Raw genomic sequence first — 26,466 nt, 5'->3', positions numbered from 1 at the left:
ACCTGCCCCTGCGCGCCACGTACGCCGGGCTGCGGCAGTACATTGCGTTCCAGCGCCTGCGGTTGCAGCGCGCTGTGTCGCGTCGCATCGTAGTGCCGATATGTCTCTGAAAATCAACGAGCTCTGCGTCAACTGCGACGTCTGCGAGCCGGCGTGCCCGAATCAGGCCATTTCGATGGGCGAAACCATCTACGTCATCGATCCGGCACGTTGCACCGAGTGCGTGGGCCATTTCGACGAAGCGCAGTGCGTGGTGGTGTGCCCGGTCGAATGCATCGACCCGGATCCGGCCATTCCGGAAACCCATGATCAGTTGCTGGCCAAGCTGATGCAGTTGCAGCGCGATCACCCCGAATTGTACGAACAGGAGCCCCCCGCCCCGTGAGCACTTTTTCCCGACGTTTTTCTTCGCGCGGCGTGTTGCTGCTGGCCTTTGTGCTGGCGCCAGCGGCCTGGTGCGCCGATGCCGCCAAGCCGGCGACGGCCACCACCGCAACGGTTGCCGCGCATCCGCCCGGCGCGGCGATCGCCAGCGGCCATGCGCTGGCCACCGATGCCGGCCTGCAGATCCTGCGCGAAGGCGGGAATGCATTCGATGCCGCGGTGGCGGTGTCGTCCACGCTGGCGGTGGTCGAGCCGATCAGCTCGGGGCTGGGCGGCGGCGGTTTCTTCCTGTTGCACGACGCCAAGACCGGTAAGGACGTGATGCTGGACGCGCGCGAAACCGCGCCCGCGTCGGCCACAGAAGCGCAATTTCTCGACAAGAAGGGCGAGCTGGACCGCGACCGCTCGGTCAACGGCCCGTGGTCGGCGGGCATCCCGGGCCTGCCCGCAGCGCTGGTGGAGTTGGCTGCCAAGCACGGCCGCCTGCCGCTCAAGCAGTCGCTGGCCCCATCGATTCGCATCGCCACGGAAGGTTTCCCGGTCTACGCGCGCATGGCCAAGGGCTATGCCTCGCGACGCGAGGTGATGGAGCGTTACCCCGGTACGCGCGCGGTGTATCTGCGCGGCGGCAAGCCCATTGCCGAAGGCGAGATCTTCAAGCAGCCGGAGCTGGCGCATACGCTGCAGCTGCTCGGCGACAAGGGGTTCGACGGCTTCTACAAGGGCGAAACGGCCAAGAAGCTGCTGGCCGGCGTGAAGCAGGCCGGCGGCCAGTGGAGCGCGGCCGAGCTGGCCGGCTATCGTGTCAAGGAGCGCGCGCCGATCCAGTTCGACTACCGCGGCTGGAAGATCACCACTGCGCCGCCGCCGTCGTCCGGTGGTATTGCGCTGGCGGCGATGCTGCAGATTCTGGAAGGCTGGGATTTGAACATGCTCGATGACGTGCATCGCACCCATCTGGTGGTGGAGTCGATGCGTCGCGCCTATCGGGATCGCACCTTCTTCCTGGGCGACCCGGACTTTGTGGACGTGCCGCAGCGTGTGCTGACCAGCAAGGATTACGCGCAAGGCCTGCGGGCCACCATCAACCCGGACAAGGCCACCCCCAGCGATCTGCTGTCGGGTAACCCCACGCCGCTGGAAGACGACGAGACCACGCACTTTTCCATCATCGATGGCGAAGGCAACCGCGTTGGCGCCACCCAGACCGTGAACCTGCTGTACGGCTCGGGCCTGATTCCCAAGGGCACCGGCGTGCTGCTCAACAACGAGATGGACGACTTCGCGCTCAAGCCCGGCACCCCGAACGCCTTCGGCGTGATGGGCTACGCCGCCAACGCGCCCAAGCCGGGCAAGCGCATGCTCAGCTCGATGACGCCCACCTTCATGGAATCGGCCGACAAGGCGATCGTGCTCGGCACCCCGGGCGGCAGCCGCATCATCACCATGGTGCTGCTGGGGATCCTGGGCTATGACGCCGGCCTGGATGCACAGGCGGTCAGCGCCTTGCCGCGTTATCACCACCAGTGGCTGCCGGACGTGATCGATGCCGAGACCGACGCGTTTTCGGCGCAGACCGCCAAGGGCCTGCAAGCGATGGGGCATGCGCTGGAATTGCCAGGCGACACCGCCGAAGGCGGCCGCGGCTCCAGCCATGTGTGGGGCAACCTGCAAACGGTGGAGTGGGACAAGCGCAGCAACGTGCTCAGCGGCGGCAGCGACCCGCGCAACCCGGTGGGCAAGGCGCAAGTGCAGTTGGACACTGCGGCACACTAAGGTGTGAAGCCCATTGCGTTGACGCCCGGTAGCCGGCAACGCGGCCGGGCGTTGTCCGTTGTTTCGATCGATCGCCGCAGATGCAATGCGACCGTGGTTGCCCGGGGTGGCGCGTTTGCCGCCAGCCCGGCATGCAGTTGATCGGCGGCATGCAGTGATGATGAGCGCGGCATGGCTGCGTGCGAGGCGATCCGTGCATCGGGCGCATTACCGCAGCGATGCGGATTGACGCATCGGCTATGCCGGCATTGGACTTGTCGCTGCAAGATAATGCGGCGACCATCGCGGCATGACTATCTTCAAGACTCTGCTCACCAGCCTGATGGTCGTTTCGCCAGTGCTCGCCTGCGCTGCCGAGACGCCCGGCAGGCAGGAGGCCATGGCGGCCAGCGACGCCATCCACGTCAACCAGCTGGGCTATCTGCCGGGCTCGGCAAAACTGGCGATCGTCGGGCTGCCGCCGCAGGGCGCCGCGAACCGTTCGGACCGCTTCACGGTCGAAGATGCACAGGGACGCAGCGTGTTGCAGGGAATCCTGCAGCCGGCCGCGCTGTGGTCGCCGGCCGGTCAGCAGGCGCGGGTGGCGGATTTTTCCGGGCTGCGTGCGGCCGGGACCTATCGGTTGAAGGTCGACGGGCTGCCGGCATCGGAAACCTTCGCCATCAACGCGCATGCCTACCAGCCCCTGGTCGATGCAGCGTTGAAGGCGTTCTACTTCAACCGTGCCAGCACCGCACTGCCGGCACGCTACGCCGGGCGCTATGCGCGCGCGGCCGGGCACCCGGATACGCAGGTGCGCATCCATCGGTCCGCAGCGTCTGCGACGCGTCCAACCGATAGCGTGATCAGCGCGCCCAAAGGTTGGTACGACGCGGGCGACTACAACAAGTACGTCGTCAATTCCGGCATCAGCACCTACACCTTGCTGGCGGCCTACGAGCAGTATCCGGCGTTCTTCAAATCCAAACCGTTGACCATCCCCGACGATGTGCCCGGCGTGCCCGGCATCCTGCAGGAGGCCTGGTGGAATCTGGACTGGATGCTCGCCATGCAGGACCCGGCCGATGGCGGCGTGTACCACAAGCTCACCGACAAGCAGTTCGATGGCTTGGTGATGCCGGATCAGGCCACGCAGCAGCGCTACGTGGTGATGAAGACGACTGCCGCGAGCTTGGACTTCGCTGCGGTGATGGCCGTGGCCAGCCGCGTGTATGCGCCGTTTGAACAGCAGTATCCGGGTCTGTCGGCGCGCATGTTGAAAGCCTCGCGTGCTGCGTGGGCGTGGGCGAAGCAGCATCCGGATGTGATCTACCAGCAGCCCAGCGACGTGCGCACCGGCGGTTACGACGATGCGCACCTGGACGACGAATTCGCCTGGGCGGCGGCCGAGTTGTACATCGCCACCGGCGAGGATGGGTTCTACGATGCGATGATCGCGCGCAACGTGCCGGCCACCGTGCCGTCGTGGGGCAATGTCGGTGGCCTGGCCTGGATGTCGTTGGCCGGGCATCGCGAGCAACTCACGCCGCATGCCGATCGCGCGCGGATCGCACGGGAGATCACCGGCCTGGCACAGCAGTTGGCCGACACCTGGCAATCATCGGCATGGCGGCTGGCGATGAACGATGGCGATTTCGTGTGGGGCAGCAACGCAGGGGGGCTCAACCGCGCGATGATGCTGCTACAGGGCTACCGGCTGACGCAGCAGCGGCAATTTCTGGATGCGGCGCAATCGCAGCTGGACTACATCCTGGGCCGCAATCCGCTGGGGCTGTCCTTCGTTACGGGAATAGGCAAACGCACCCCGATGCATATCCATCACCGCCCCTCCGAGGCCGATGGTATCGAAGCGCCGGTACCGGGTTGGCTGGTCGGCGGCCCGCAGCCGGGGCAGCAGGATGCCAAGGAGTGCAAGGTGCCGTATCCCTCCAAACGGCCGGCGTTGTCGTACCTGGACAACTTCTGCAGCTACTCCACCAACGAGGTGGCGATCAACTGGAATGCGCCGCTGGTGTATGTGAGCGCGGCGATCGAGGCGTCGACGCGCTGAGGCGGGCGTTTTCAGCGCGACAGAACGCTTGCCTTCTTCCTCCGGGAGAAGGTGGCGCGTAGCGCCGGATGCGGGTACGGCGTCGGCAGGAACACCGACACATCGTACCCTCACCCCAACCCCTCTCCCGCAGGAGAGGGGCTTAGAGCTGCTGCAATTCATGCTGCCTGCGTACCAAAGGTTCGGTCACCTGCATCTCTGAATGACGCTTTTAGCTATAACCAGCAACATGATCGAGATCGGACGCGCTGCGGCATTTCCTTCTGCCGTCGGGAGAAGGTGGCGCGTAGCGCCGGATGAGGGTAGGGCGGCAGCAAGAACACTGGCATGCCGTACCCTCACCCCAACCCCTCTCCCGGGGGAGAGGGGCTTAAACTTACTCCAGCCGCGTCCCAAAGATCCGGTCGCCTGCATCGCCCAGGCCGGGCAGGATGTAGCCCTTGTCGTTGAGGTGGTCGTCGATGGCCGCGGTATAGACCTCGACATCCGGGTGCGCCGCTTCCAGCGCCTTCAGGCCTTCCGGCGCAGCGACCAGAAAGATGCCTTTGATGCGCCGTGCGCCCGCGCGCTTGAGCATGTCGATGGTGGCGATCAGGGTGCCGCCGGTGGCCAGCATCGGATCCAGGATCAGTGCGTCGCGTTCTTCCAGGCGGCCAGTGAGGCGTTCGAAATAGGGCACCGGTTGCAGGGTCTCTTCATCGCGCTGCAGACCGACCACGCTCACGCGTGCGGCAGGAATCAGTGCCAGTACGCCGGGCAGCATGCCCAGACCGGCGCGCAGGATCGGTACCAAGGTGATCTTTGCGCCGGCAATGCGCTGCACCGTCACCGGGCCGGCCCAGCCCGGCTGGGTGTGCGATTCGGTGTCCAGGTTGGCGGTGGCCTCGTAGGCCAGCAGCGTGCCCAGTTCGGTAACCAGTTCGCGGAAGCCCTTGGTGCTCAAGGCGGCATCGCGCAGCAGGCCGATCTTGTGCTGGACGAGGGGGTGGCGGACTTCGACGATTTTCATGGGTGGGGGCAGGCGGGAGAGAGGCACAGTGTGCCGCAGCCGCGCGGTGTGTCGCCACATTTCGGGTGTGATCGCCGATGCATATGTCATGTCAGTGAAACGTCGTAGACATAGTGTGCCCACCCATTCTTAACCGATTGGGGAAGCACCCGTGTAGAACAAGACTCCGCTCTGCCTGGCGATCACGCTGACGTTGGCTGCGGCCACGTGGAGTCCGCTGGCGCATGCGGCCGAGGGTGCGGCCACTGGCGGCGCCGCCAGCGCTGCGGCAATCGACCTGGAGCGGCTGGAGGTGCGCCCGCAGCTGGAAGCGCAGGAGCGCGCAGTCGATCTCAAGCGTGCCTCCGATGCCATCCAGGATGCCGTCGCCTCCGATGCGATGGGACGTTATCCGGACAAGAATGTTGCAGAATCCTTGCAGCGCCTGCCCGGCGTCAGCGTCACGCGCGACCAGGGCGAAGGCCGCTTCGTGGTCATCCGCGGCCTGGATTCGTCGCTCAACAGCGTCACCATCGACGGCATGACCATGGGCACGCCGGAAGACGGCACGCGCTCGGCACCGCTGGACGTGATTCCCTCCGATTCCACCGAGCGCCTGAAGGTGGTCAAGTCGCCGACCCCGGACATGCCGGGCGATTCCATCGGCGGGGCGATCCAGGTGGAATCCACCTCCGCCTTCGATCGCGACGGACGCACGTTGCGCGGCTCCATCGAAGCCAGCCACCAATCGCTGTCGGGCAAGACCAGCCCGAAGGGCGCGTTCAACTACAGCGACATCTTCAATGGCACCTTCGGGGTGGCGGTGGGTGCGAACTACCAGGACCGCGAGTTCGAATCGGACAATACCGAAGTGGCCTACGACACCTTCGACGGCGGCGCGGACGACGATCTGTTCGCCGGCGAAGTGCAGCGCCGCAAATACTTCATCGAACGCACCCGCATGGGTGCGAACCTCAATCTGGACTGGCGCCCGGACGCGGATAACCGCTACTACCTGCGCACGCTCTACAGCCGCTTCGACGATGCCGAAACGCGTCAGCGCACCATCTTCGGTTTGAGCGATGGCGAGGTCAGTGCCAATGGCGACGGCACCTATACCGTGGCCAACCTGCCGGCCGACAGCATTTCCAAGCGCGTGCGCTACCGCACCAAGAAGGAAGACACCATGGCATTGAGCGTGGGCGGCGAAAACCGCCTGAGCGCTGCCACCGTGGATTACAAGCTGGGCTACACCAAGACCCGCGAACGCGTGAACGATGAAAAGGAAGCGCGCTTCAATTACGACGGCGACGATCTGGCGGCCACGGTGGATCAGCGCAGTGGCATTCCGAAGCTGGGCTTTTCCGACAACGGTTGGCAGAGCAACGATGATTTCGTATTCGATCGCTTCGTGATTGCGCCCACGCAGGTGGACGACAGCGAGCGCAGCGCGCAGATCAATGTGCGCTTCGACGGCGAGCGTTCCAGCCTGAAGATGGGCGTGCTCGGCCGCTGGCGCGAGCGCGGGGTCAACGTGGACGAAAGCGAGCTGCGTCGTGGGCCGGCCATCGACCTGAGCGACTGGACCACCGCCGCGCCCGAACACCGTGGCGGTACCTTGGGCCAGAGCATTGGCTCGGACGGCATGCGCCGCTACTGGAACACCTCCGGCGATCTGTACAGTGCGCGCCCGCAAGATGTGGGCGGCAATCTGCAGACCTCGCTGCAGGACGATTACACGGCCACCGAAGATGTCTTCGCCACCTATGCGATGGGCACCTGGGACATCGGCGCGCTGCGCATGATCGCCGGCGTGCGGGTGGAAAATACGCAGTTCAATGCCACCGGCAACCAGGTTGACGTGGCAGCCAATGGCCGCACCGCCACGGTGACGCCGCGCGAGGCCTCCAGCAGCTACACCAACGTGCTGCCCGGCCTGCATCTGCGTTACGACAGTGGCAATGACTGGGTACTGCGCTTTGCGGCCAACAAGACTTTGTCGCGCCCGGCGTTCGGCGATGTGTCGCCGCGCGTGAGCATCAACCGTGGCGATAACGAGGTGAGTCTGGGCAACCCCGATCTCGATCCGTACCGCTCGCAGAATCTGGACCTGTCGTTCGAAAAATACATCGGCAGCACCGGCGTGATCTCGCTGGGCGTGTTCCACAAGTCGATCGACGACTACATCGTGCAGATCATCAATACCGATGATGCGGAATTTCCGGGCCTGCAGGTCACACGCTCGATCAATGGCGACACCGCAAAGGTGCGCGGCGCGGAATTCAATTGGCAGCAGACCCTGGACTTCCTGCCCGAGGGCTGGAATGGCTTTCTGGTGGGTGCCAGCGCCACGGTGCTGGACAGCGATTTCAACCCGGGCCTGGAAAATCGTGCCGGCGATGACTTCACCCTGCCGCGTGCGTCCAAGCGCATCTACAGCGGCCACCTGGGCTACGAAAAATACGGGTTCAGCGCGCGCGTGGCGGCGGTGTATCGCAGCCAATATCTGGACACCATCGGGCAGAGCCGTGCGTACGATATCTACGTCGCCCCACACACGCAGCTGGATTTCAGCATGAACTATCAATTCAACAGCCACGTCAGCCTGTATCTGGAAGCGCAGAACCTGCTGGATGAGCCGTTGGAGCTGTATCAGGGCATCCGCTCGCGCACCCTGCAGAATGAAGAGTACGGCCGCACCTACGCGCTTGGCCTGAAGGTGGCGCTGTGATCGCACCACGCACCTTCGTGCAGATCACGCTGCTGTCCGCCGCCGCATTGGTCGGTTGCGCCAGCGCCCCGGCCGGCCGCGAAGCCGACGAAGCGCTGCTGAAGGATCCCTTGCTCAGCGAGGCCAAGGTGGCGCACGACGTGGTGCCGGAAGCCTTCATCACCGCGCTGACGCCATCGGACAACCTGGATTCGCCGGCCAGCTGGCTGGCGCCGGATGGCCGCCGTTGGGTGATCGCCACGGCCAAGGGCACGCATGCGCTGGTGGTGTTCGACGGCGACAGCGGCAAGCGGCTGCACGTGGTCGGCGGCAAGGGCAAGGCCCTGGGCAAACTCGACCGGCCGAATGGCATCTCGGTGGTCGATGACCTGGTGTTCGTGGTGGAGCGCGACAACCGGCGCGTGCAGGTCTTCCACTTGCCCGATCTCACGCCGGTGACGGCGTTTGGCCAGAACGAGTTGCGCGAGCCCTACGGCCTGTGGGTACGCAAGCACGATGGCGGCTACGAGGTGGTGGTCAGCGACAACTACATGTCGCCGGCCAACAAGGATTTGCCGCCGCCGCTGGCCGAACTTGGCCAGCGCTTTCGGCGTTATCAGCTCAATGCTGCAGGGCAGGGCTGGCAGGCACGCCTGACGCAGAGTTTTGGCGACACCAGCGAAGCCGGCGCGGTGCGGATTGCCGAATCGGTGTTCGGCGATGAAGCCAATGCGCGGCTGATGATTGCCGAAGAGGACGTGGCCGTGGGCACGCAGTTGCGCGACTACGGCATGGACGGGCGGTATCGCGGCCGCGACGTCGGCGCCGGGCTGTTCAAGGCGCAGGCCGAGGGCATCGGCCTGTTCGCATGCAGCGACGGTAGTGGCTACTGGATCGCCACCGATCAGTTCAAGGACCGCAGCGTATTCCAGGTCTTCGATCGCAAGACGTTGGCGCATGTCGGCGCCTTTGCCGGCCGCGTGACCGCCAACACCGATGGCGTGTGGCTGGATCAACGCGGCGATGCGCGCTTTCCGGGTGGCGTGTTCTACGCGTTGCATGACGACCAGGCGGTGGCCGCGTTCGATTGGCGCGATATCGCGCGGACATTGCGCCTGAAGGAGTGCACGCCATGATGGCCGGGCGCGCATCGATCTACGCGTTGCTGGCAGCGATCGCAACCACGAGCATTCACGCGTCGGCGGCCGACCGCGCTGCCGAACCCAATACGCAGGTGCCGGCGGGTTCCATGCATTATGTTGCCGACGGCTTCCCGGACCGCATCGTTGCCACCCCCGCCCAGGACGCGGCCACCGGGTTTGCGGTTGCCTGGCGCACCGATGCCAGCGTCGAGAGGCCCTGGCTGGAACTGGTGGTCGCCGGCGATTCGCCGGATGTGGGCACGCCCCGACGCATTCGGGCGAGCACGCTGACGCTCGCCAGCGAAAACGGCAGCTCGCATCACCATCGCGCCGATGTCGATGGGCTGCAGCCGGACACGATGTACGCGTACCGCGTGCAGGGGCAGGGAACCTGGGGCGCGTGGAATCACTTCCGCACGGCTGCCACAGCCACCACGCCGCTGACCTTGCTGTATTTCGGCGATACCCAGAACAAGAACCTCAGCCTGGTCTCGCGGGTGATCCGTCAGGCCTGGCGCTCGGCACCGGACGCGCGGCTGGCCTTGTTCGCTGGCGACCTGGTCAGCGGCAAGGACGGCCAGGACGACAACGAATGGGCCGAGTGGTTCGAGGCCGGGCGCTGGCTGCTGGAAGGCACTGCAGTGGCGCCAGCGCCGGGCAATCACGAGTATCACGAAGAAGGCGAGGACACGCCGCAGGCAACGCGCATTCTCGGCAGTCATTGGCCGGTGACCTTTGCATTGCCGCGCAACGGACCGTCGGCCGCCGCGCGCACCAGCTACTGGTTCGACTACCAGGGCGTGCGCGTTGCCGTGCTCGACGGCACCTCGGCGCTGGATCTGGGCACCGGCCCCGCGCAGGCGCAGTGGCTGGACAAGGTGCTGGCCGACAACCCGCATCCCTGGTCGATCGTGCTGATCCATCAGCCATTCTTTTCGCCGCGCGCCGATCGCGAAAACGAAAAGTTGGTCGAACAGGTGTTGCCGGTGATCCGCCGCCACAAGGTGGATCTGGTGTTGCAGGGCCACGACCACACCTATGGCCGGCGCGGCGATGCGGCCGGGCAGGCGACACCGGTATTCGTGGTCTCGGTCGCCGGGCCCAAGCAGTACCGCCTGTCGGACATGGCGCGCACCACCATGCGCCCGGTGGGCGAAGACACCCAGCTCTATCAGGTGCTGCGTCTGGATAGCCAACATCTGGTGTACGAATCGCGCACGGCCACCGGACGTCTCTACGACGCGTTCGAACTGCAACGCGACAGCAACGGCAGCAAACGCTTGATCGAACGCGAGGCCGGACGCATTGCGCCGCGCAATTGCCCGCGCAGTGCAACGCTCAAGGGGCGTGCGGATCGATGCTGGGAATGAGCGAGGGCAGGCAACAGCCTGTCCGCAATGCCGTGCTGCTGGTGGGCAGAGCCAGCAGTGCGCAGAGTTTCTGCGTGCTAGGTGCACCTAGCGGTGTGTCCTCCGCTAGCTTCTTCGACGTACCCGCTGCCGCCTTGAATATGACAAGGCAGCAAGCGGTTTAATCCGGATTTCGACGGCAGTTACGCGTTGTTTCGGGACTTCGCATCTGCATAGCTTGTTTCTATGGGCGCGCGTTTGATCATCAGCGAGTGCGATTTATGTCACGTCGATAGTGCGACTACGGTTGGTGCGGCCGGGCCAGCGACCAGGTAGCCGAATCGATGCGGCACTGCGGTGGCGGCTCGGTTCCCCCACAGCCAGAGTCGCGCCCATGATTCCCCAACTGATTCACCTGACCGCGCCCACCAAGCAGCTGCTATGGGAAGAGCGCAGGATTTGCGATCGCCTGCAGCGCCTGTTGCCTGGATGGACCTGTTACGTCTGGGACGATGCCGATAACTCCCAGCTGATGCGACGTGCGTTCCCCGAGTTTGCCGAGCGCTACGAGCAGATTCGCTTCGGTGTGATGAAAGCCGATATCGCCCGCTGCGCGTACATGCACGCACATGGCGGCTTCTACTTCGACACCGACTACAAACTGCTACGACCGCTCGATGCGCAGGTGCTGTCGCAGCATTGCGTGCTGCCCGTCGAGGAAGGTGCGCCGGGCCAGGAAGACTTCAAGATCGGCAATGCCGTGTTCGGCTCCGAGCCCGGGCATCCGTTCTGGCGCGCGTTCATCGAGCACATCTTTACCGCGCATGCCCCGGAAACGCTGCAGGACCACCGCGAGATTCCGATGATTTCGGGCCCGCGTGGACTGACGCGTTTCTACAACGCGCACGGTGGGCAGTTCGCCGACATCCTGTTCCCGCCACGCGATGCCTTCCACCCGGATCGCACCTGGTTCGGGCTTGGCCATCGTGGCGGCAAGAGCGCGGTCGGCTCGCACCTGTGCTGGGCTTCGTGGCGCGGCAAGTCGCCGCGGCGTGCGCTGACCAACTACCTGCGCCGCAAGTTGAACGCTGTGCCGATTTGAGTGGCAGCGTGCGCGTGATAGGGCAATCGGCCTGGGGCAGGGCCGCTCGGGTCGAATCTGAGTGAGGTCATTTCCCTGCATGCCGCCGGCGATTTATGCGAGCGCAAGCTTGCATGTTCAATTCGCTTCGCATCGTGTGTTGCAGGTGTTGCGCGAATTCGGACCAGGCAACGCAGGCCGGACAATGGCTGATGGCCCAGCCTGGATCGGTGGACGCAACCGAGGCTTGCGCCACTGTCGCTGACACCGATCAGGGTTCCAAGGCACACCGCAGAGAACTGGTAGCAGACCTATCAGCCATCTGCAGCACACCGACGCCATACGCGCCGGCATGCCGCGTTGAGCGAATCAGGCCGCCTCGGCCTGCACCTGGCGTGGGCCTTCCTTGAGCGCACGCGCGATCAAGCCGACCAGCAGATCGAGCTCGTCTTCATCCATCGCAAAATGCGGAGTGAAGCGCAGCGAATTCTCGCCGCCGTGGATCACGTTGACGCCGCGATGGCGCAACCACTCCTCGGTGGAACCGGCGCCGTAGCACTTGAATTGCGGTGCAAGTTCGCAGGAGAACAACAGGCCGGTGCCTTGCACCTTGGTGATCAAGCCGCCGAGTTCGGCCTGCAGCGCTTCCAGCTTGGCAATCGCCTGCGCACCGCGGATGCGGATGTTGTCGCGCACCTGCGGCGTGAACAAGGCCAACGTGGCGCAGGCCACATCGAGCGCGCGTGGGTTGGTGGTCATGGTGTTGCCGTAGGTGCCCTTGCGATACACCTGCGCGGCGTGTTCGGTCACCGCCAGCACCGACAGCGGGTACTGGGCCGCGTTGAGCGCCTTGGAATAGGTCTCCAGATCCGGCGGGTCGAGCTGCTCGAACCCCGGGTAGTCCACCACCGAGAGCACGCCATGCGCGCGCAGCCCGGCCTGGATGGAATCGACCAGCAACAGGCTGCCATGGGTACGGGTGAGCGCGCGCGCGGCGGCGTAGAACTCGGCCGGCAACGCACGCCCCGGGTCGCCTTCGCCCATCACCGGCTCCAGGAATACCGCTTCGATAAACCAGTGATTGCGCGCGGCCTCATCGAAGGCGCGTTGCAATGCGGCCACGTCGTACGGGGCGATCGCGATGACCGAATCCTCGTCGCGATAGCTGGCCAGGTATTTGGTATAGGTCTTGCGACTGGAATCGGAATACAGGCCCGGGCGATCGGTGCGGCCATGGAAGCTGCCCTTGACCACCAGGCGCTTGATGGTGGCACCGGCGTGCCGCGCGCCGGGGTCGGTGTGCAGCTTGGCGTTGGTATCGACGATGCGGGCGGCCAGGCCCACCGCTTCGGAGCCGGAATTGAGACACATGAAGCGTGCGAACGGGCAGCCGCCGCGGCTGCGGCCGATCTCGGCACGCAGGGCGCGATCGAGCCGGCGTTGCGCCAGGCTGGGCGTCATCACGTTCGCCATCACCTGCGGGCGCGCCATGGCCTCGAGCACCGCGGCCGGCGTATGGCCGAAGCCGAGCATGCCGTAGCCGCCGGCGTCGTAGAGCACCGCGCCCTTGAGCGTGACCACCCATGGTCCGCGTGCGGCCAGTGCCACGTAAGGCGTCACTGCATCGTCGGCGTAGAAATTGATGAAACCTTCCTGCACTGCGCCGATCTGCGCCTCTTCGTCCAGGTCCAGCAGGTCGGCGGCGTCATCGCGCACCAGCGCGTATTCGGCTGCCGCCGCATGGATGGCCTGCTGCAGGTCAGGGTGGCTGACGGCCAGCCGCGCGATGGTCGCGTCGTCCAGGCCTTCGGTCAGGCGGCGGCCGCTATGGGCACGCAGCGGGGCGAGCGGGGCAAGGACGGACATGGCGCATCTCCTTCAAAGGTGGCGTTCCCTTCCTATTATCGGCAGAAGATCGGCGTTTGGCAGCGTGAATCTGGGCAAGAAGTACGATATTTTCGGCGATTCGCCGAAACGAATGCGCAATGTGAAGATCACCCCGTCCGACGAACGCCTGTTATCGCTGCTGCGCGAGGACGCACGCGCCTCCACCGCCCAGATCGCGCGGCGGCTCGGGCTCTCGCGCACGACCGTGCAGAGCCGCATCGAAAAGCTCGAACGCGACGGCGTGATCAGCGGCTACACCGTGCGCACGCATGACCACTACGAGCAGGGCCGCATCCGCGCGCACATCCTGATCACCGTGCTGCCCAAGAAAATGCCTGCCGTGGTGAAGGCCCTGCGCGATATTCCGGAAGTGCGCCTGCTGCATTCGGTCAGCGGTGCCTACGACCTGGTCGCCCTGGGGGTGGTCGGCGGCGTCAACGAGATGGACGTGCTCACCGACGCCATCGGCGCCATCGACGGCGTGGAGCGCACGACCAGCGCGATCATCCTGTCGACCAAATTCGAGCGGTGAATGGAGAATCGGGAATAGGGAATCGGAAGCGCTGCCGCCCGTCCGATTCCCCAGTCCCAATTCTCGATTCCCGGCCGCAGTTACACTATGCGGCTACCCAGACAACGATCCCGCGGCCTTGAAGAAGTCCGATTTCCATTACGACCTGCCCGACGAACTGATCGCCCAGGCGCCGCTGGCCGAGCGCGCGGCGAGCCGGTTGCTGGTGGTGCCGCCATCGCCGCAGGCGCTGGCCGACCGCCAGGTGCGCGACCTGCCCGAGCTGCTGCAGCCCGGCGATCTGCTGATCTTCAACGACACCCGGGTCATTCCGGCGCGCTTGTTCGGGCAGAAGGCCAGCGGCGGGCGGGTGGAAATCCTGATCGAGCGCCTGCTTGGCGAGCGTCAGGCGCGGGTACAGATCGGCGCCAGCAAGTCGCCCAAGGCCGGCAGCCTGATCGCGCTCGATGCCGGTGGCCAGGCCGAGGTGCTGGGCCGCGATGGCGAGTTCTATCTGCTGCGTTTCGAGATCCCGACCCCGCTGGAGCACTGGCTGCTGGAGGCTGGCCGCCTGCCGCTGCCGCCCTACATCCGCCGCGAGCCGGGCGTGGAAGACCGCGAACGCTATCAGACCGTGTTCGCGCGCGAAGTCGGTGCGGTGGCCGCGCCCACCGCCGGGCTGCATTTCGACGAGCCGCTGCTGGCACGCTTGCGCGAGCGCGGGGTGGAGTTCGGCCACGTCACCTTGCATGTGGGTGCCGGCACCTTTCAGCCGGTGCGGGTGGACAAGCTCGACCAGCATGTGATGCACAAGGAGTGGCTCAACGTCGGGGCGGCGCTGGTGGAACAGGTGCGCCGCACGCGTGCCCGCGGCGGCCGCGTGATCGCGGTGGGCACCACGGTGGTGCGCTCGCTGGAAAGCGCCTGGCGCAAGACCGAGGCCGCGCCCGAAGGCGAATTGCAGCCATTCGCCGGCGAAACCCAGATCTTCATCCTGCCCGGCTACCGCATCCGCAGCGTCGATGCGATGGTCACCAACTTCCATCTGCCCGAAAGCACCTTGATGATGATGGTCTCTGCCTTCGCCGGCCGCGAGCGCATCTTCGCCGCCTACCACCACGCCATCGCGCAGCGCTACCGCTTCTTTTCGTACGGCGATGCGATGTTGTTGTGGGGCCGGGAATCGGGACTCGGGAATGGGGAATCGTAAGGCGGGACCCGCCGAACGATCAGCCACCTGCCAACCGCTCTTCCCATTCCCGATTCCCCACTCCCCACTCCCCATTCCCGGCCCCTCAATGTCCCGACTCCAGTTCCAACTCCAAGCCACCGACGGGCATGCCCGGCGTGGGCGCCTGACCTTTCCGCGCGGCACGGTCGAAACGCCTGCGTTCATGCCGGTCGGGACCTATGGCTCGGTCAAGGGCATCCTGCCCGAGCAGATCCGCGCGCTGGGTGCGGAGATCATCCTGGGCAACACCTTCCATCTGTATCTGCGCCCGGGTCTGGAGGTGATCGGCGATCACGGCGGGCTGCACGGGTTTGCGCGCTGGGATGGGCCCATCCTCACCGATTCCGGCGGCTTCCAGGTGTTTTCGCTGGCGCATCGCCGCAAGATCACCGAGCAGGGCGTGACCTTTTCCTCGCCGACCGATGGCGCGCGGGTGTTCCTGGGCCCCGAAGAGAGCATGAAAATTCAAAAGGTGCTCGATTCGGACATCGTGATGATCTTCGACGAGTGCACGCCGTACCCGGCCACCGAGGACGTCGCGCGCCGCTCGATGGAGCTGAGCCTGCGCTGGGCGCAGCGCTCGCGCGATGCGCACGACGGGCTGGGCAACGATGCGGCGCTGTTCGGCATCGTGCAGGGTGGGGTGCATCCGGATCTGCGCAGCCGCTCGCTGGACGGCCTGCAAGCCATTGGTTTCGATGGGTATGCGATCGGTGGGCTGGCAGTGGGCGAGCCCGAGCACGAACGCAATGCCATGCTCGAACACCTGCATCCGCGCCTGCCGGCCGAGCGCCCGCGCTACCTGATGGGCGTGGGCCGCCCGGAAGACCTGGTCGAAGGCGTGGCCCGCGGGGTGGACATGTTCGACTGCGTCATGCCCACCCGCAACGCGCGCAACGGCCACTATTTCACCTCGTTCGGCACCGTGCGCATCCGCAATGCCAAGTACGAGCGCGACCTGGACACCATCGAGCCGGGCTGCGGTTGCCATGCCTGCAGCAGCGGCTATACGCGCGCCTACCTGCGCCATCTGGACCGCTGCAACGAAATGCTGGCGCCGATGCTGGGCACCCTGCACAACCTCTGGTACTACGAAAAACTGATGGCCGACATGCGCGCAGCGATCGCTTCGGGAACCTTTGTGGAGTTCCGGCGGTCCTTCTATGCGGCACGCGGCGCCACCACACCGCCGTTGCCGGGGGAAACCAGCTGAGACCGGCCGCCCGCGCCCCGGCGCGGACGGCGTGGAACCTGCGTGGCATAATTCCCGGCTGTTCCGCCCCGGCGGTACCTGAATAGCGAGCGGGCCCATGGGCGCGCTGGCACCAAACTAGGATGCACTGAATGAACCTGCTCGATTTCCTGATCCCCGCTGCCCAGGCGCAGGCCGCTGGCGGCGCGCCGGCACCCGGCCCGATGGGAGGCCTGTCCACCTTCGCGCTGCCGATCATCCTGATTGCGGTGATGTACTTCCTGATGATCCGCCCGCAGATGAAGCGTCAGAAGGAGCACAAGGCGCTGCTGGACAAGCTGGCGCGCGGCGATGAAGTGATCACTTCCGGCGGCGTTGCGGGCGTGATCACCGACATCGGCGACAACTTCATCAGCGTGGAAGTGGCCGACAACGTGCGTATCCGCGTGCAGAAGAGCGCCGTGGGCCATGTGCTGCCGAAGGGCACGCTGAAGTCGGCGAGCTAAACGCGTCCTGCAATGGCTGCGCCGCTGTCAGGCAGGCGCAGTCGCCAGGTCGAACCGGAGGTCGTGAACCGCTGGTTCCACCGTACCGCCCGTATCCATCTGAAGACCATTGGCGACGTTGTACCGGTCGCTTGAAGTCGTTCTCACTGCTAGGCGCGGCGCCGGGATGGTGCCACGCGGGACTGTCGCAATGCTCGAATTTCCTCGCTGGAAGTACTTCCTGATCCTGCTGGTACTGGCCGTCAGTGCGCTGTATGCGCTGCCCAACGTGTACCAGAAGGACCCGTCCGTGCAGATCACCGCCAGCCGCGGTGCGCAGCTCGACGACGCACTGCGCAGCCGCATCGACGGTGAGCTCAAGAGCGCCGGCATCACCCCGAAGGCGATCACGAAAGAAGGCGACAGCCTGATGGTGCGGTTGCCTTCGCTGCAGGCGCAGACACGCGCCAACGACGTGTTGCGTCAGCAGCTGGGCGAGAACTACACCGTGGCGCTGAACCTGGCCTCCACCGTGCCGGACTGGCTGGCCAAGCTGGGCGGCCGACCGATGGTGCTGGGTCTGGACCTGGTGGGCGGTGTGCACTTCGCCATGCAGGTCGATCAGAAGGCCGCGCTGGAAAAGCGCCTGGACGGGTTTGCCGAAGACATCCGCACCACCTTGCGCGATGCGCGTATCCCGTACCGCTCGGTGGAGCGTCGCGCCGACAACAGTATCCAGGTCAACCTGGGCGAGGGCGCCAGTGCCGACGCCGCGCGCGTGGCGCTGGCCAAGGCGCAGCCGACCCTGACCTACGACGTCAGCGGCCAGAACATCGCCGTGAAGGTGCCGGAGGCCGAACTCAAGCAGATCGCCAGCGGTGCGATCGAGCAGAACCTCACCACCTTGCGCAACCGCGTCAACGCACTGGGCGTGTCCGAGCCGACCATCCAGCGCCAGGGCGAGGACCGCATCGTGGTCGAACTTCCCGGTCTGCAGGACACCGCCGAAGCCAAGCGCCTGATCGGTGCCACCGCCTCGCTGGAATTCCGCGCCGTGGTCGACGGCAACGCCGACGATGCCGTGCGTAGCGGCAACATTCCGCCGGAGGCCAAGGTCTATCGCCTGCGCGACAGCAACGCTCCGGTGTTGTTGAACAAACGCGCGCTGGTGACTGGCGACCAGATGGTCGATGCCACGGTGGGTAATGACGAAAACGGAATGCCGGCAGTGAATGTGACGCTCAATAATGCTGCAGGCCAGCGTATGTTTGACTATACGAGTGCGAACGTCGGCAAGCTGATGTCCGTGGTCTTCATTGAGCGAGTTCCAACTGTGACCGTAGTTGACGGCAAGGAAATTCGAAGTGTACGAGTTAAGGAAGAAGCACTGCCTTCGACGCGTATCGCGGGTGTATTTGGCAAGAATTTCCGTACCACCGGCCTGGAAAAGAAAGAAGCCGAAAATCTGGCCAAGCTGCTGAAATCCGGTTCGTTGGCCGCGCCGATGGACTTCGTCGAGGAATACGTGATCGGTCCGAGCCTGGGTGCGGAGAACGTGGAGCGTGGCGTCACGGCGGTGGTCTACTCGTTCCTGTTCACCCTGGTGTTTTTCACCATCTACTACCGCGTGTTCGGCGCGATCACCTCGGTGGCGCTGCTGTTCAACCTGCTGATCGTGGTGGCGGTGATGTCGCTGTTCGGCGCCACCATGACGCTGCCGGGTTTCGCTGGCCTTGCGCTGTCGGTGGGTCTGTCGGTGGACGCCAACGTGCTGATCAACGAGCGTATCCGTGAAGAGTTGCGGCTCGGCGTGCCGGCCAAATCGGCGATCGCGGCCGGTTACGAAAAGGCCGGCGGCACCATCCTCGATGCGAACCTGACCGGCCTGATCGTGGCGGTGGCCTTGTACGCGTTCGGTACCGGCCCGCTGAAGGGTTTCGCGCTGACCATGATGATCGGTATTTTCGCCTCGATGTTCACCGCGATCACGGTCTCGCGTGCGCTGGCGGTGCTGATCTACGGCAGCCGCAAGAAGCTGAAGTCTGTCGCTATTTAATGCGAGTCCCTCGCAAGAGCCCGTCTGTAATGCGAGTCCCTCGCAAGAGCCCGCACATCCATGTGCGGACTTTTTAGGAAGATCTTTCGATGAAAATTTTTCCGCTTCACCTGATCCCGAACGACACCAAGATCGATTTCATGAGCTGGCGCAAGCCGGTGCTGATCTTGATGCTGGTGCTGGCAGTCGCCTCGGTCGGCATCATCGTCGGCAAGGGCTTCAACTACGCGCTGGAATTCACCGGCGGCACGCTGGTGCAGGCCTCGTTCCAGAAGACCGTGGACGTGGATCAGGTGCGCGAAAAGCTGTCCAGGGCCGGCTTCGAAAACGCCCAGGTGCAGAACGCGCGCGGCGGCAATGAGGTCATGATTCGCCTGCAGCCGCATGGCCAGAACAATAATCGTGACGACGCTGCACGCACCGTTGCCGAAGATGTGCGCAAGGCGGTGAGCAGCGATGAGAATCCGGCCACCGTGCAGCCTGGCGAATTCGTCGGCCCGCAGGTCGGTAAGGATCTGGCCTTGAACGGCGTGTATGCCACGGTGTTCATGCTGGTGGGCTTTCTGATCTACATCGCATTCCGCTTCGAGTGGAAGTTTGCGGTGGTCGCCAGCCTGACCGCGTTGTTCGATTTGCTGGTCACCGTGGCCTTTGTGTCGCTGACCGGCCGCGAGTTCGACCTGACCGTGCTGGCCGGCCTGCTGTCGGTGATGGGCTTTGCGATCAACGACATCATCGTGGTGTTCGACCGCGTGCGCGAAAACTTCCGCGCATTGCGCGTTGAGCCGCTGGAAGTGCTCAACCGTTCGATCAACCAGACGCTCTCGCGCACGGTGATCACCGCGGTGATGTTCTTCCTGTCGGCGTTGGCGCTGTACATCTACGGCGGCGAGTCGATGGAAGGCCTGGCCGAGACGCACATGATCGGTGCGGTGATCGTGGTGATCTCCTCGGTAATCGTGGCCGTGCCGATGCTGAGCATCGGGCCGTTCGCGGTGACCAAGCAAGACCTGCTGCCCAAGGCCAAGGACGTGGAGGCGCTGGCGCGTCGTCCTTGATCGGTTGGCAAAAGGTGTGACGAAAAAACCGCGCATTGCGCGGTTTTTTCGTTTCTGGCGTTGGGTGCCTAGTTCACGGTTATGCACTGTGATGTCACGACTCAAGATTGTGAAAACCAGGGATTTTGTCGGACACGTGATGCCGATCGATACGCAGTGCGTTGCGGTAAGAAACAACAGCATAGCCAACGCCTGGTTCTGCGTGCCCGCAGACAGCTGCGCATCGGTCGCCAAGCGGGTGAGGAACGCCTTGACCCCAGCCTGGCCCATCTGCGCCGGATGGCGCTTGCCGCCGGCCAGGATGAAGCGCCGTATCCAGTTCGGATAGGCCTGCTCGGAGCTGTCGTGCTCGCAGGCGGTTGCGCACTTGATCGCGAGGCCGCTCTCCACCGTGCTATCCCGTGATCGCGGCCAGGATTTCCCCCATTCACAAAGCGCCACCGATCGCAGATACTCGTGCAACACCGCATTTCGGCGGTCCAATAGTAGTTATGCCCATGCAGCCAGTCACGACGGAGGTCCAAAATGAAGGCAACAGACTGGCTTGCGATCTATGCTGCGATCCTTTCAACGATTGTTTTCGCGTGGAACGTTTTCCAAAGTCGGCCTCGTCTCAAGGTGCTTATCGTATTTGGGATTGAGAAGCAGACCGTAGGCGCTCACATATCGGTTCAGAACCGATCCCCGCATACAGTGCATCTCTCCAACATCTCCCTTCTTTACCGTGATCGCCCACCAACCTGGAAGGAGTGGCTACGCCATGCATGGGAGTTCAAGCGCATCCCGCGCAGGCTCGGCTGGGTCTATTCGTCGCTGTCCAACTATGAGATACCTGACGGGTGCCCAGTGGCGATTGAGGCTCGTAATTCTCATCATGTGCTGGTCCCGGAGTCGACCCTCGAGGAGATTTTTCAGCGCACGGGAAACACAATGCTTATGGCTGTAGCACAGGACAAGCTGTGGAATAGCGTCTATTCAAACGTGTACGAGCATTCATTCCCCAAGGTTTCAGTGACAGGGGCATAACAGTTCATTCAAGCCGACGCCGCTTCGCGGCGCGGCTTAATTCAGGCGTTAGGTGTCTATGGACAACATCATTCCATTTCCAACATGGGGCAAAGACGCTCTTGCTAATGCCTTGCAGGTTATCCGCGGGCACTACGCTACAGCGGGCCTCTCGCAATCCGCATCAGATGCTGCAATCGAGGAGATCACACCGATCTTCAAGAAGTATCTCGGCGGAAAAGTTGATTTCGCTATGGACATACCCGCATGTGGATTGAGCCAAGATCAAATTGACCTCATCGCTAACGCTCACGGCAAATGTGTCCAAGAGATCTTTGAGTGCCACGGTCAACAGCTTGGCTTGGCGCTCTGTGAGATTGCGGGGATTGTTGGTGCAAAGTACGACACCTAATAATTCATTCAAGCCGACGCCGCTTCGCGGTGCGGCTTAATTCAGGCGTTAGGCGGTGGTGGAGCAAGTCGGTTTGTCAGTCCTGCTTCGGTCGGTTCGCTGGCATGCAGGGAATCGGCTCCGGACAGCAGTCATCACCGTTGTGGGTTGCGGGGAGTCGACAAACAGACCGAACACTGGCTGGCCGACTACAACCAGCAGATCCCGCACGACAGCGTGGGCGGGCTAACGCCCGCCGAGTTCCGTGATCAACATCAGCCGCAGACCTCTAGTTTTGGCTGGCACTGAATTGCGGAGAGTCGACAAGGGAATTGGACTCCAAACTGAGGTGCTACTCAAAATCGGGGGACGTCGACAGAACACTACCGTTGCACCGTCTTTCCGGAAATGAGGCTGCGGCGCTAGACTGTGCCGCAATGATCCCGGTGACATAAATCAACGACGGATACAACCCATGGAAACGACAACAGCCAATCAGCCTAAGGCTGGTGAATTCTTCATCCTCGAAGCGGGCGCGATCAACGGCCCCGGGCATGGCGTCGTCTTTGTGAACTTAGATAGATTGCTGACGCCGCCGCGCTTGATTCTTTTGCCAGAAGGGGGCGGCTTTCCTGCGCTACGGGAGAAGCCTCAATTGATCTACAGTCCAAGCAAAGGTGTTCCTCCGCGGGATTTGGAAGCTGGTTTTAGTGGCTACTGGCTTGTGTCTGAGAGGCTTCATCGAGTCATGCTCTCGGTCGATTCCAAAGCCTTTGCTTTTGCGGAAGTAGACTACCGCCTCGCCGATGGAGCGGAGGGGCCGCGCTACTACCTCTGTGACGTGGTTCAAGAGATTGACGCATTGGACGAGTCGACTTCCATGCTCTCCATCGAGACTGGCGAAGAGTTCATCAACGGTAAGTTTTACGATTTGACTGGTGGCACAAGCGTCACGTTTAAGCATGACCGGCTAGGTGCCGCACATGTTTTCAAGACCCCTTATAACGACACGGTTTTCTGCGATCGGTTCTTCAAGGATGCGGCTGCTGCCGCAGGTATTGCTACCGACACCGATGCCGACGGCCTGTGGTTTATCGACGCCTCGGACATCTAGCAGTGCGGTAACGCTGAGAAGTAAGGAGCCTGCTTCATGCCTCGCAACGGACCTGTTTTCAAGACCACCATGCCATCGAGCAAAGGACACTTGAACGAAGCCCACTTTTGGAGATGCTGGCAGAAAAGGGGGAATTCGATATTCATGCCCCGGAAAACCGGATATTCCTGCCAGCCGATCCTGCATTCGCACAAACACTGGGCATCACACCGCATAGCGGTGGTCCTATCTCGGATTACCAGATCGGGCTCCAGCAAAACTTGCGGCGTTTGCAACGAAGCACTGACTACATTGACGCACGGAGCGGCGACCCAGAAGCCCTAGATCGGATTGCAGCACGCGTAGAGACCCTCCGCGACACGGTTCGTGTGGGTCTCATTAATGGCGATTTGCACACCAATGCGCCACTTGGCCTTCGCGCCGACGATATTCGCCCAAACGTCCAGAATTTCTTTCGCAACGAAGTCGGTTATGGACAGGCCCATGTTGCGCAACTCCAGAGCCTGAAGGGCTATGCGGCGGTGGATAACGGCTGGGCGGCGGTGACACATACCGAAGGCCGTGTGGTGGGCACACTCCAACATATCCAGAGCGTCCCCAATCCTCTGACCCGCGGTGGTGCAGTCGAACTCCAGCGGCATGGTTTGTCTCAGGCTATTTCAAACGCTTACCACGGTGGACGCTTGACCATATCGCCGGGGGGTATTGCTGTTGTTGAGAACACCTTGGGCGAAGAAGCCGCCAGACCGCTGCGAATTCCTCGCGGTCAAAGCGGTGCCGCGTCCATGGAAATGCTGCTGGGCAATGCGTCGGCTAGTACCTTGGTGCGCTCGGGTGGCTTGTTGGCGACAGGTGCAGACGCAGTGCTGACCGCGCGCCGTTCGGCAGAGTTGCTGGAACAAGGCAATGCCACCGCCACGCAGTCTGAAGTCACCCATGCATTGGCGCGCAACGTCGGCGGCTGGGCCGGTGGTGCGTCTACTGCGGCAGCATGGGGCGGAAGCGGCTTCGTGCCTGCGGCGTTGGTGGTTGGCGACGCGCTGTTGATGAGCAAGGCGTTCGACAAGGGCGCCGATTTGCTGGACAAACGCGCCATCTATCATCAGACAGACAGAACTGGCGTGGAGTGGCAGTTCAACGGTCGCAACTGGCAGCGCGAAGCGGCCATCGACTTGGCCCAGGATGGCCGCCGCACGCCGGGCGAGCAGCCTGTGGTGGCGAGCTACGAAAAGTCTCAGGAATTGGGCGCGCTTGCCAGCGCCAAGGCAGTGGAGTTGGCACTGGGCAAAGCTCCACCACCACAGGACCCGTTCAACCTTCCTGCGCGGGCCAGCGACCAAGTTGGACTAGACAACCAGAACTGGCGGCGCAATCCCGAGAGCCAGGCATGGGAACGCCAAGTCAAAACCGCCGTGTCCGGTGCGAACGACCGGGGTAGCTACGAACACCAAACCGCCTCTCCTGAACGCGCGCAACAGCTCAACCAAGAAGCCCTGGGCCGCATCGAAAGCAACATCGCCACGGGGCGCGAAGCCATCGCCGCCGCTTACCTGGAAAACCATGCCGCGCAACGGGCCCCGGCTTACGGTGTCGAAGTGCCTATGGCCGTCCAAGCCGCCCAGGCCAAGCCCGGCACTGTGCTCGGTTCGGACGCTCAGCTTTACCAGCGCATCGAGTCAGGACAGTGGGCCGGCAAGGATGGCGTCGCCAGTGGCAATCTGGCGGTGGAGCTAGAACTGACCGACCAACTGCGGGAGCCCTCAATCGAGCGCTCTCAGGAAGCCTTGGCAGCGATCCAGGCGCTTCCCGCGCCCAAGGCTGTGCAGATGGAGCACAACGAACTGCTACACCGTTACCGGGCCGCAGGCGTCGATTTGAACGTCAATCCAGACACTCAGCAGGCCGTGGAGTTGGCTTCGCAGCGGACCATGGAGGCCAACGGCATCACCGGGCCGACCATGCAGCAGCTACAACGCAATGCGTCGGGGCAATACGGGTATGACAGTCCCATCGCGCACCTCCAGCGCGGCAGCGATGGGGTGACTCGCGTGGTGGCCGTGACCAGCAGCGAGGACATCCGGCAGGCGTTGAGTGAGGCGCAAGGCCACCGACAGGAATCGGCAACCGTTGCTCGGGCGCCCGGAGCGACGGGAGATGCAGACAGCTCGACCTCCGATTCTTCTAGTCCGCAGCAAGTGCTCGACCTCCAGGCGCAAATGCAAGCCTCTGTCGCGGCGCAGGCGCGACAAGAACGCGAACAGCAGGATCGTGTTGCGCAAGAGCAACACGTCGCACAGGTGCGCGAGCACCTCCAGCAGGCACAGCCGGAGCGCGAAGATCATTCGCAGAGCGAACAAGCAGTCCAGGCGCACGCGCTGTTGGAAGGTCAGCGCCAAGCAGGGCAACAACGCGAACAGCAAGAACGCCAACTGCAGGAGCAGCAGGCACAGACCACCCAGCAACGCGAGCTGCAGGAGCGTGAGGAAAGGGAGGTCCAGCAACGTCAGGCGCAGGAGCGCCAGGCCGACAACCAGCAGCGGGAGCAACACGAGCGCCAGGCTCAAGAAGCAACGCGAACTGAGGTCCAGGAGCATCAGGCTCAGCAAGCGCAGCAGCAAGACCCCAGCCAGCACGCCTTGCAACAAGCCGATCCTCAGCCGCACGCTCCGACTACGGCGCCGGCTCAGCAAACGCCGCAGCCCGAGTTGCAGCAGGCAGACGCCCACCAGCGATTCGAGGCGAATAACCAACAGGTAGGCGAACGCGCGGCTCACACTACGCTTGACCCACGGACGCAGTCGCCTCGTCCAGGCGACGCGCAGCCGCATCAAGCACAAGAAGCGGCACGCGCGCTGGAAACGCATGCGTTGGAGAGTCGCGATGCTGCGCACCTCCAAGTGCCTCCCTCTGGGGGGCGGGAATTCGGCAGCCAGCCTTCACAAAACGCGGAGGCCGATGCGGTGCCGCCAGCGCTGCATCACCATGTGCAAACACAGCAAGCGGAGATGCAACAAGCGTCGGTCTTTCAGCAAGACGTGGCGCGTGAGCAGGAGGCAGCGCCGGTTCGCGTCATGGCCCCAACAACGATTGCGTCAGCAGACCCGTTGATTGCATCGCAGGCCGCAGCGCTTACAAATCCTGAGCAAGAAACCAAGGCCGAGCAGCCCCGTCCCTCCGATGGCTCGCTCACTGAGCATGGAGCGGATGTGCGGCCAGCAGAACACTTTGCGCAGGCACACGAGCAGTCCTTGGAAGCCAGCGCTGTGAATCGCTTCCCCGCAGGGTCGGCAGAAGTGGAGGACTTGCGCACCCAATCGACCCCGACACAGGACCGCAGTGCCGCAGACCCGGGCGGCGCACTGTTCCTGGAAGAGACCATGCGCTCGCTGCGCCAGCTGCAACAGGAGATCGAGGCGGCGGATCGGGAAGACGAACGCTTCCACAAGGAATGGAGGGAGTATCGCGAGCGTGGAGAACCTTATCCCTTCGCTCAAAAGAGGGCGCTAGACCAGGAGGGTGGCAGCATTGATACATTCAGCGCGCACCAACCAAGTGGACGCTCGCCCAGTGAAGCGGCTGAGCAAGCCGAGTCCTTTCCGCTTCTAGCTCAGCGTTCCAGCGGGCCACGGGTAGGAGATACACCAAACGATTCGTCGAAAGCTGAGCGCAAATCCATCACGGGCGACCCGGACGTGGACGAAGTGCTCTACGCGCTCGACAGCAAGAACGAGTTGGCGATCGAGCAAGCGCTGAACCGAGTCGCCAACAGCGCAGCAACGCAGGCGCTCATCAAAAGAGGCAACGATTTCTTGGAAGCGCAGGCCCAGCAGGAGGCCCAGGAGCACGTCGCTACACGCCAGGCGTTGGGGATGGATGTCTCAGCGGAGATCAACACCAGCCGCGGGCCGGTGATGGTGATGACCTTGCCGGAGTTCGCCAAGGGGCCGATGCAGAGCGGTCCTCAAGGGGATGGCGGTGGGGGTGGAGACGGCGGTGGAGGCGGGGGAGGAGGAGGTGGTGGTGGAGGCGGCGGTTAGTCAAAATCGCTTCCGTGAC

At 63.6% G+C, this 26,466-nt stretch carries 19 protein-coding genes and 2 pseudogenes; 18 read left to right on the top strand and 3 right to left on the bottom strand.

Features of this window, described 5'->3' with window-relative positions; genetic code table 11:
• Positions 1 to 100: 100 nt before the first annotated feature.
• The 3 genes from AMD14_RS13290 (at position 101) to AMD14_RS13275 (ending at position 4,210) form a co-directional block, all read left to right on the top strand.
• On the top strand, positions 101 to 385 hold the full coding sequence (locus tag AMD14_RS13290) for a YfhL family 4Fe-4S dicluster ferredoxin (RefSeq protein ID WP_003489796.1): 285 nt from the start codon (positions 101 to 103) through the stop codon (positions 383 to 385).
• A complete protein-coding gene (gene ggt / locus AMD14_RS13285; RefSeq protein ID WP_011051648.1) occupies positions 382 to 2,160 on the top strand; it encodes a gamma-glutamyltransferase in 1,779 nt (592 codons plus the stop codon). Before AMD14_RS13290 ends, ggt begins: the two co-directional genes overlap by 4 nt.
• 289 nt (positions 2,161 to 2,449) lie before the next feature.
• Complete coding sequence (locus AMD14_RS13275) at positions 2,450 to 4,210, top strand: glycoside hydrolase family 9 protein (protein WP_011051647.1); 1,761 nt, start codon at positions 2,450 to 2,452, stop codon at positions 4,208 to 4,210.
• Between the two features lie 376 nt (positions 4,211 to 4,586).
• On the opposite strand, the gene upp is transcribed toward AMD14_RS13275, so the two are convergent.
• Complete coding sequence (upp, locus tag AMD14_RS13270; RefSeq protein WP_003489787.1) at positions 4,587 to 5,219, bottom strand: uracil phosphoribosyltransferase; 633 nt, start codon at positions 5,217 to 5,219, stop codon at positions 4,587 to 4,589.
• A gap of 193 nt (positions 5,220 to 5,412) precedes the next feature.
• Between upp and AMD14_RS13265 the strand changes: the two genes are divergently transcribed.
• The 4 genes from AMD14_RS13265 to AMD14_RS13250 all read left to right on the top strand — a co-directional run bounded on the left by AMD14_RS13265 (position 5,413) and on the right by AMD14_RS13250 (position 11,501).
• Positions 5,413 to 7,929 carry a TonB-dependent receptor gene (locus tag AMD14_RS13265; RefSeq protein ID WP_011051646.1) on the top strand — a complete coding sequence of 839 codons (2,517 nt, stop codon included), beginning with the start codon at positions 5,413 to 5,415 and terminating at the stop codon, positions 7,927 to 7,929.
• On the top strand, positions 7,926 to 9,044 hold the full coding sequence (locus tag AMD14_RS13260; RefSeq protein ID WP_015463337.1) for a phytase: 1,119 nt from the start codon (positions 7,926 to 7,928) through the stop codon (positions 9,042 to 9,044). Before AMD14_RS13265 ends, AMD14_RS13260 begins: the two co-directional genes overlap by 4 nt.
• On the top strand, positions 9,041 to 10,420 hold the full coding sequence (locus tag AMD14_RS13255; RefSeq protein ID WP_011051644.1) for a purple acid phosphatase family protein: 1,380 nt from the start codon (positions 9,041 to 9,043) through the stop codon (positions 10,418 to 10,420). Before AMD14_RS13260 ends, AMD14_RS13255 begins: the two co-directional genes overlap by 4 nt.
• 373 nt (positions 10,421 to 10,793) lie before the next feature.
• The gene (locus AMD14_RS13250; RefSeq protein WP_011051643.1) at positions 10,794 to 11,501 is read left to right on the top strand and encodes a glycosyltransferase family 32 protein; all 708 of its coding nucleotides are present in this window, start codon (positions 10,794 to 10,796) and stop codon (positions 11,499 to 11,501) included.
• A gap of 348 nt (positions 11,502 to 11,849) precedes the next feature.
• Here AMD14_RS13250 and AMD14_RS13245 read toward each other — a convergent pair whose 3' ends face one another.
• Positions 11,850 to 13,346 (bottom strand): aminotransferase class III-fold pyridoxal phosphate-dependent enzyme, encoded by a 1,497-nt coding sequence (locus tag AMD14_RS13245; RefSeq protein ID WP_011051642.1) that lies wholly within the window; start codon positions 13,344 to 13,346, stop codon positions 11,850 to 11,852.
• A 121-nt stretch (positions 13,347 to 13,467) separates the two neighbouring features.
• Here AMD14_RS13245 and AMD14_RS13235 point away from each other — a divergent pair, with 121 nt between their 5' ends.
• The 6 genes from AMD14_RS13235 (at position 13,468) to secF (ending at position 19,900) form a co-directional block, all read left to right on the top strand.
• Positions 13,468 to 13,899, top strand: coding sequence for an Lrp/AsnC family transcriptional regulator (locus AMD14_RS13235; protein WP_003489775.1), 432 nt, complete (start codon positions 13,468 to 13,470; stop codon positions 13,897 to 13,899).
• A 118-nt stretch (positions 13,900 to 14,017) separates the two neighbouring features.
• Positions 14,018 to 15,088, top strand: a complete 1,071-nt coding sequence (gene queA, locus AMD14_RS13230; protein ID WP_011051640.1) for a tRNA preQ1(34) S-adenosylmethionine ribosyltransferase-isomerase QueA — start codon at positions 14,018 to 14,020, stop codon at positions 15,086 to 15,088.
• An 88-nt stretch (positions 15,089 to 15,176) separates the two neighbouring features.
• Entirely contained in the window at positions 15,177 to 16,322 is a 1,146-nt protein-coding gene (gene tgt / locus AMD14_RS13225) for a tRNA guanosine(34) transglycosylase Tgt (RefSeq protein ID WP_003489770.1), read from the top strand.
• Between the two features lie 131 nt (positions 16,323 to 16,453).
• On the top strand, positions 16,454 to 16,807 hold the full coding sequence (gene yajC / locus AMD14_RS13220; protein WP_003489768.1) for a preprotein translocase subunit YajC: 354 nt from the start codon (positions 16,454 to 16,456) through the stop codon (positions 16,805 to 16,807).
• A 190-nt stretch (positions 16,808 to 16,997) separates the two neighbouring features.
• Positions 16,998 to 18,842: a protein translocase subunit SecD gene (gene secD, locus AMD14_RS13215; protein ID WP_011051639.1), complete on the top strand. Its 1,845-nt coding sequence runs from the start codon at positions 16,998 to 17,000 to the stop codon at positions 18,840 to 18,842.
• A gap of 89 nt (positions 18,843 to 18,931) precedes the next feature.
• The gene (secF, locus tag AMD14_RS13210) at positions 18,932 to 19,900 is read left to right on the top strand and encodes a protein translocase subunit SecF (protein ID WP_011051638.1); all 969 of its coding nucleotides are present in this window, start codon (positions 18,932 to 18,934) and stop codon (positions 19,898 to 19,900) included.
• A gap of 168 nt (positions 19,901 to 20,068) precedes the next feature.
• Here secF and AMD14_RS23490 read toward each other — a convergent pair.
• Positions 20,069 to 20,267, bottom strand: a pseudogene (locus AMD14_RS23490) (phage integrase N-terminal SAM-like domain-containing protein); the annotation flags it as partial.
• 158 nt (positions 20,268 to 20,425) lie between these two features.
• Between AMD14_RS23490 and AMD14_RS13205 the strand changes: the two are divergent.
• The 5 genes and pseudogenes from AMD14_RS13205 to AMD14_RS25505 all read left to right on the top strand — a co-directional run bounded on the left by AMD14_RS13205 (position 20,426) and on the right by AMD14_RS25505 (position 26,447).
• Positions 20,426 to 20,926 (top strand): hypothetical protein, encoded by a 501-nt coding sequence (locus AMD14_RS13205; RefSeq protein WP_011051637.1) that lies wholly within the window; start codon positions 20,426 to 20,428, stop codon positions 20,924 to 20,926.
• A 58-nt stretch (positions 20,927 to 20,984) separates the two neighbouring features.
• Positions 20,985 to 21,317 (top strand): hypothetical protein, encoded by a 333-nt coding sequence (locus tag AMD14_RS13200; protein ID WP_015463336.1) that lies wholly within the window; start codon positions 20,985 to 20,987, stop codon positions 21,315 to 21,317.
• A 147-nt stretch (positions 21,318 to 21,464) separates the two neighbouring features.
• Positions 21,465 to 21,605, top strand: a pseudogene (locus tag AMD14_RS24685) (integrase core domain-containing protein); the annotation flags it as partial.
• Positions 21,606 to 21,771: 166 nt separating this feature from the next.
• Positions 21,772 to 22,410 carry a DUF1629 domain-containing protein gene (locus tag AMD14_RS13195; RefSeq protein ID WP_011051635.1) on the top strand — a complete coding sequence of 213 codons (639 nt, stop codon included), beginning with the start codon at positions 21,772 to 21,774 and terminating at the stop codon, positions 22,408 to 22,410.
• Positions 22,411 to 22,523: 113 nt separating this feature from the next.
• A complete protein-coding gene (locus tag AMD14_RS25505) occupies positions 22,524 to 26,447 on the top strand; it encodes a ribonuclease E domain-containing protein (protein ID WP_052456244.1) in 3,924 nt (1,307 codons plus the stop codon).
• Positions 26,448 to 26,466 lie beyond the last annotated feature (19 nt).

It is taken from the genome of Xanthomonas citri pv. citri, from assembly GCF_000961215.1.
Taxonomy (GTDB): Bacteria; Pseudomonadota; Gammaproteobacteria; order Xanthomonadales; family Xanthomonadaceae; genus Xanthomonas; species Xanthomonas cissicola.
This window is presented reverse-complemented; position numbering and strand designations above follow the sequence as displayed.

Excerpts from the sequence above, each read along its gene's own strand:
- AMD14_RS13195 (WP_011051635.1), top strand. The coding sequence starts at position 21,772 with ATGGAAACGACAACAGCCAATCAGCCTAAGGCTGGTGAATTCTTCATC.
- yajC (WP_003489768.1), top strand. The coding sequence starts at position 16,454 with ATGAACCTGCTCGATTTCCTGATCCCCGCTGCCCAGGCGCAGGCCGCT.
- AMD14_RS13290 (WP_003489796.1), top strand. The coding sequence starts at position 101 with ATGTCTCTGAAAATCAACGAGCTCTGCGTCAACTGCGACGTCTGCGAG.
- upp (WP_003489787.1), bottom strand. The coding sequence starts at position 5,219 with ATGAAAATCGTCGAAGTCCGCCACCCCCTCGTCCAGCACAAGATCGGC.
- AMD14_RS25505 (WP_052456244.1), top strand. The coding sequence starts at position 22,524 with ATGCTGGCAGAAAAGGGGGAATTCGATATTCATGCCCCGGAAAACCGG.
- secF (WP_011051638.1), top strand. The coding sequence starts at position 18,932 with ATGAAAATTTTTCCGCTTCACCTGATCCCGAACGACACCAAGATCGAT.
- tgt (WP_003489770.1), top strand. The coding sequence starts at position 15,177 with ATGTCCCGACTCCAGTTCCAACTCCAAGCCACCGACGGGCATGCCCGG.
- AMD14_RS13275 (WP_011051647.1), top strand. The coding sequence starts at position 2,450 with ATGACTATCTTCAAGACTCTGCTCACCAGCCTGATGGTCGTTTCGCCA.
- secD (WP_011051639.1), top strand. The coding sequence starts at position 16,998 with ATGCTCGAATTTCCTCGCTGGAAGTACTTCCTGATCCTGCTGGTACTG.
- AMD14_RS13205 (WP_011051637.1), top strand. The coding sequence starts at position 20,426 with ATGAAGGCAACAGACTGGCTTGCGATCTATGCTGCGATCCTTTCAACG.
- AMD14_RS13250 (WP_011051643.1), top strand. The coding sequence starts at position 10,794 with ATGATTCCCCAACTGATTCACCTGACCGCGCCCACCAAGCAGCTGCTA.
- AMD14_RS13200 (WP_015463336.1), top strand. The coding sequence starts at position 20,985 with ATGGACAACATCATTCCATTTCCAACATGGGGCAAAGACGCTCTTGCT.
- AMD14_RS13255 (WP_011051644.1), top strand. The coding sequence starts at position 9,041 with ATGATGGCCGGGCGCGCATCGATCTACGCGTTGCTGGCAGCGATCGCA.
- AMD14_RS13245 (WP_011051642.1), bottom strand. The coding sequence starts at position 13,346 with ATGTCCGTCCTTGCCCCGCTCGCCCCGCTGCGTGCCCATAGCGGCCGC.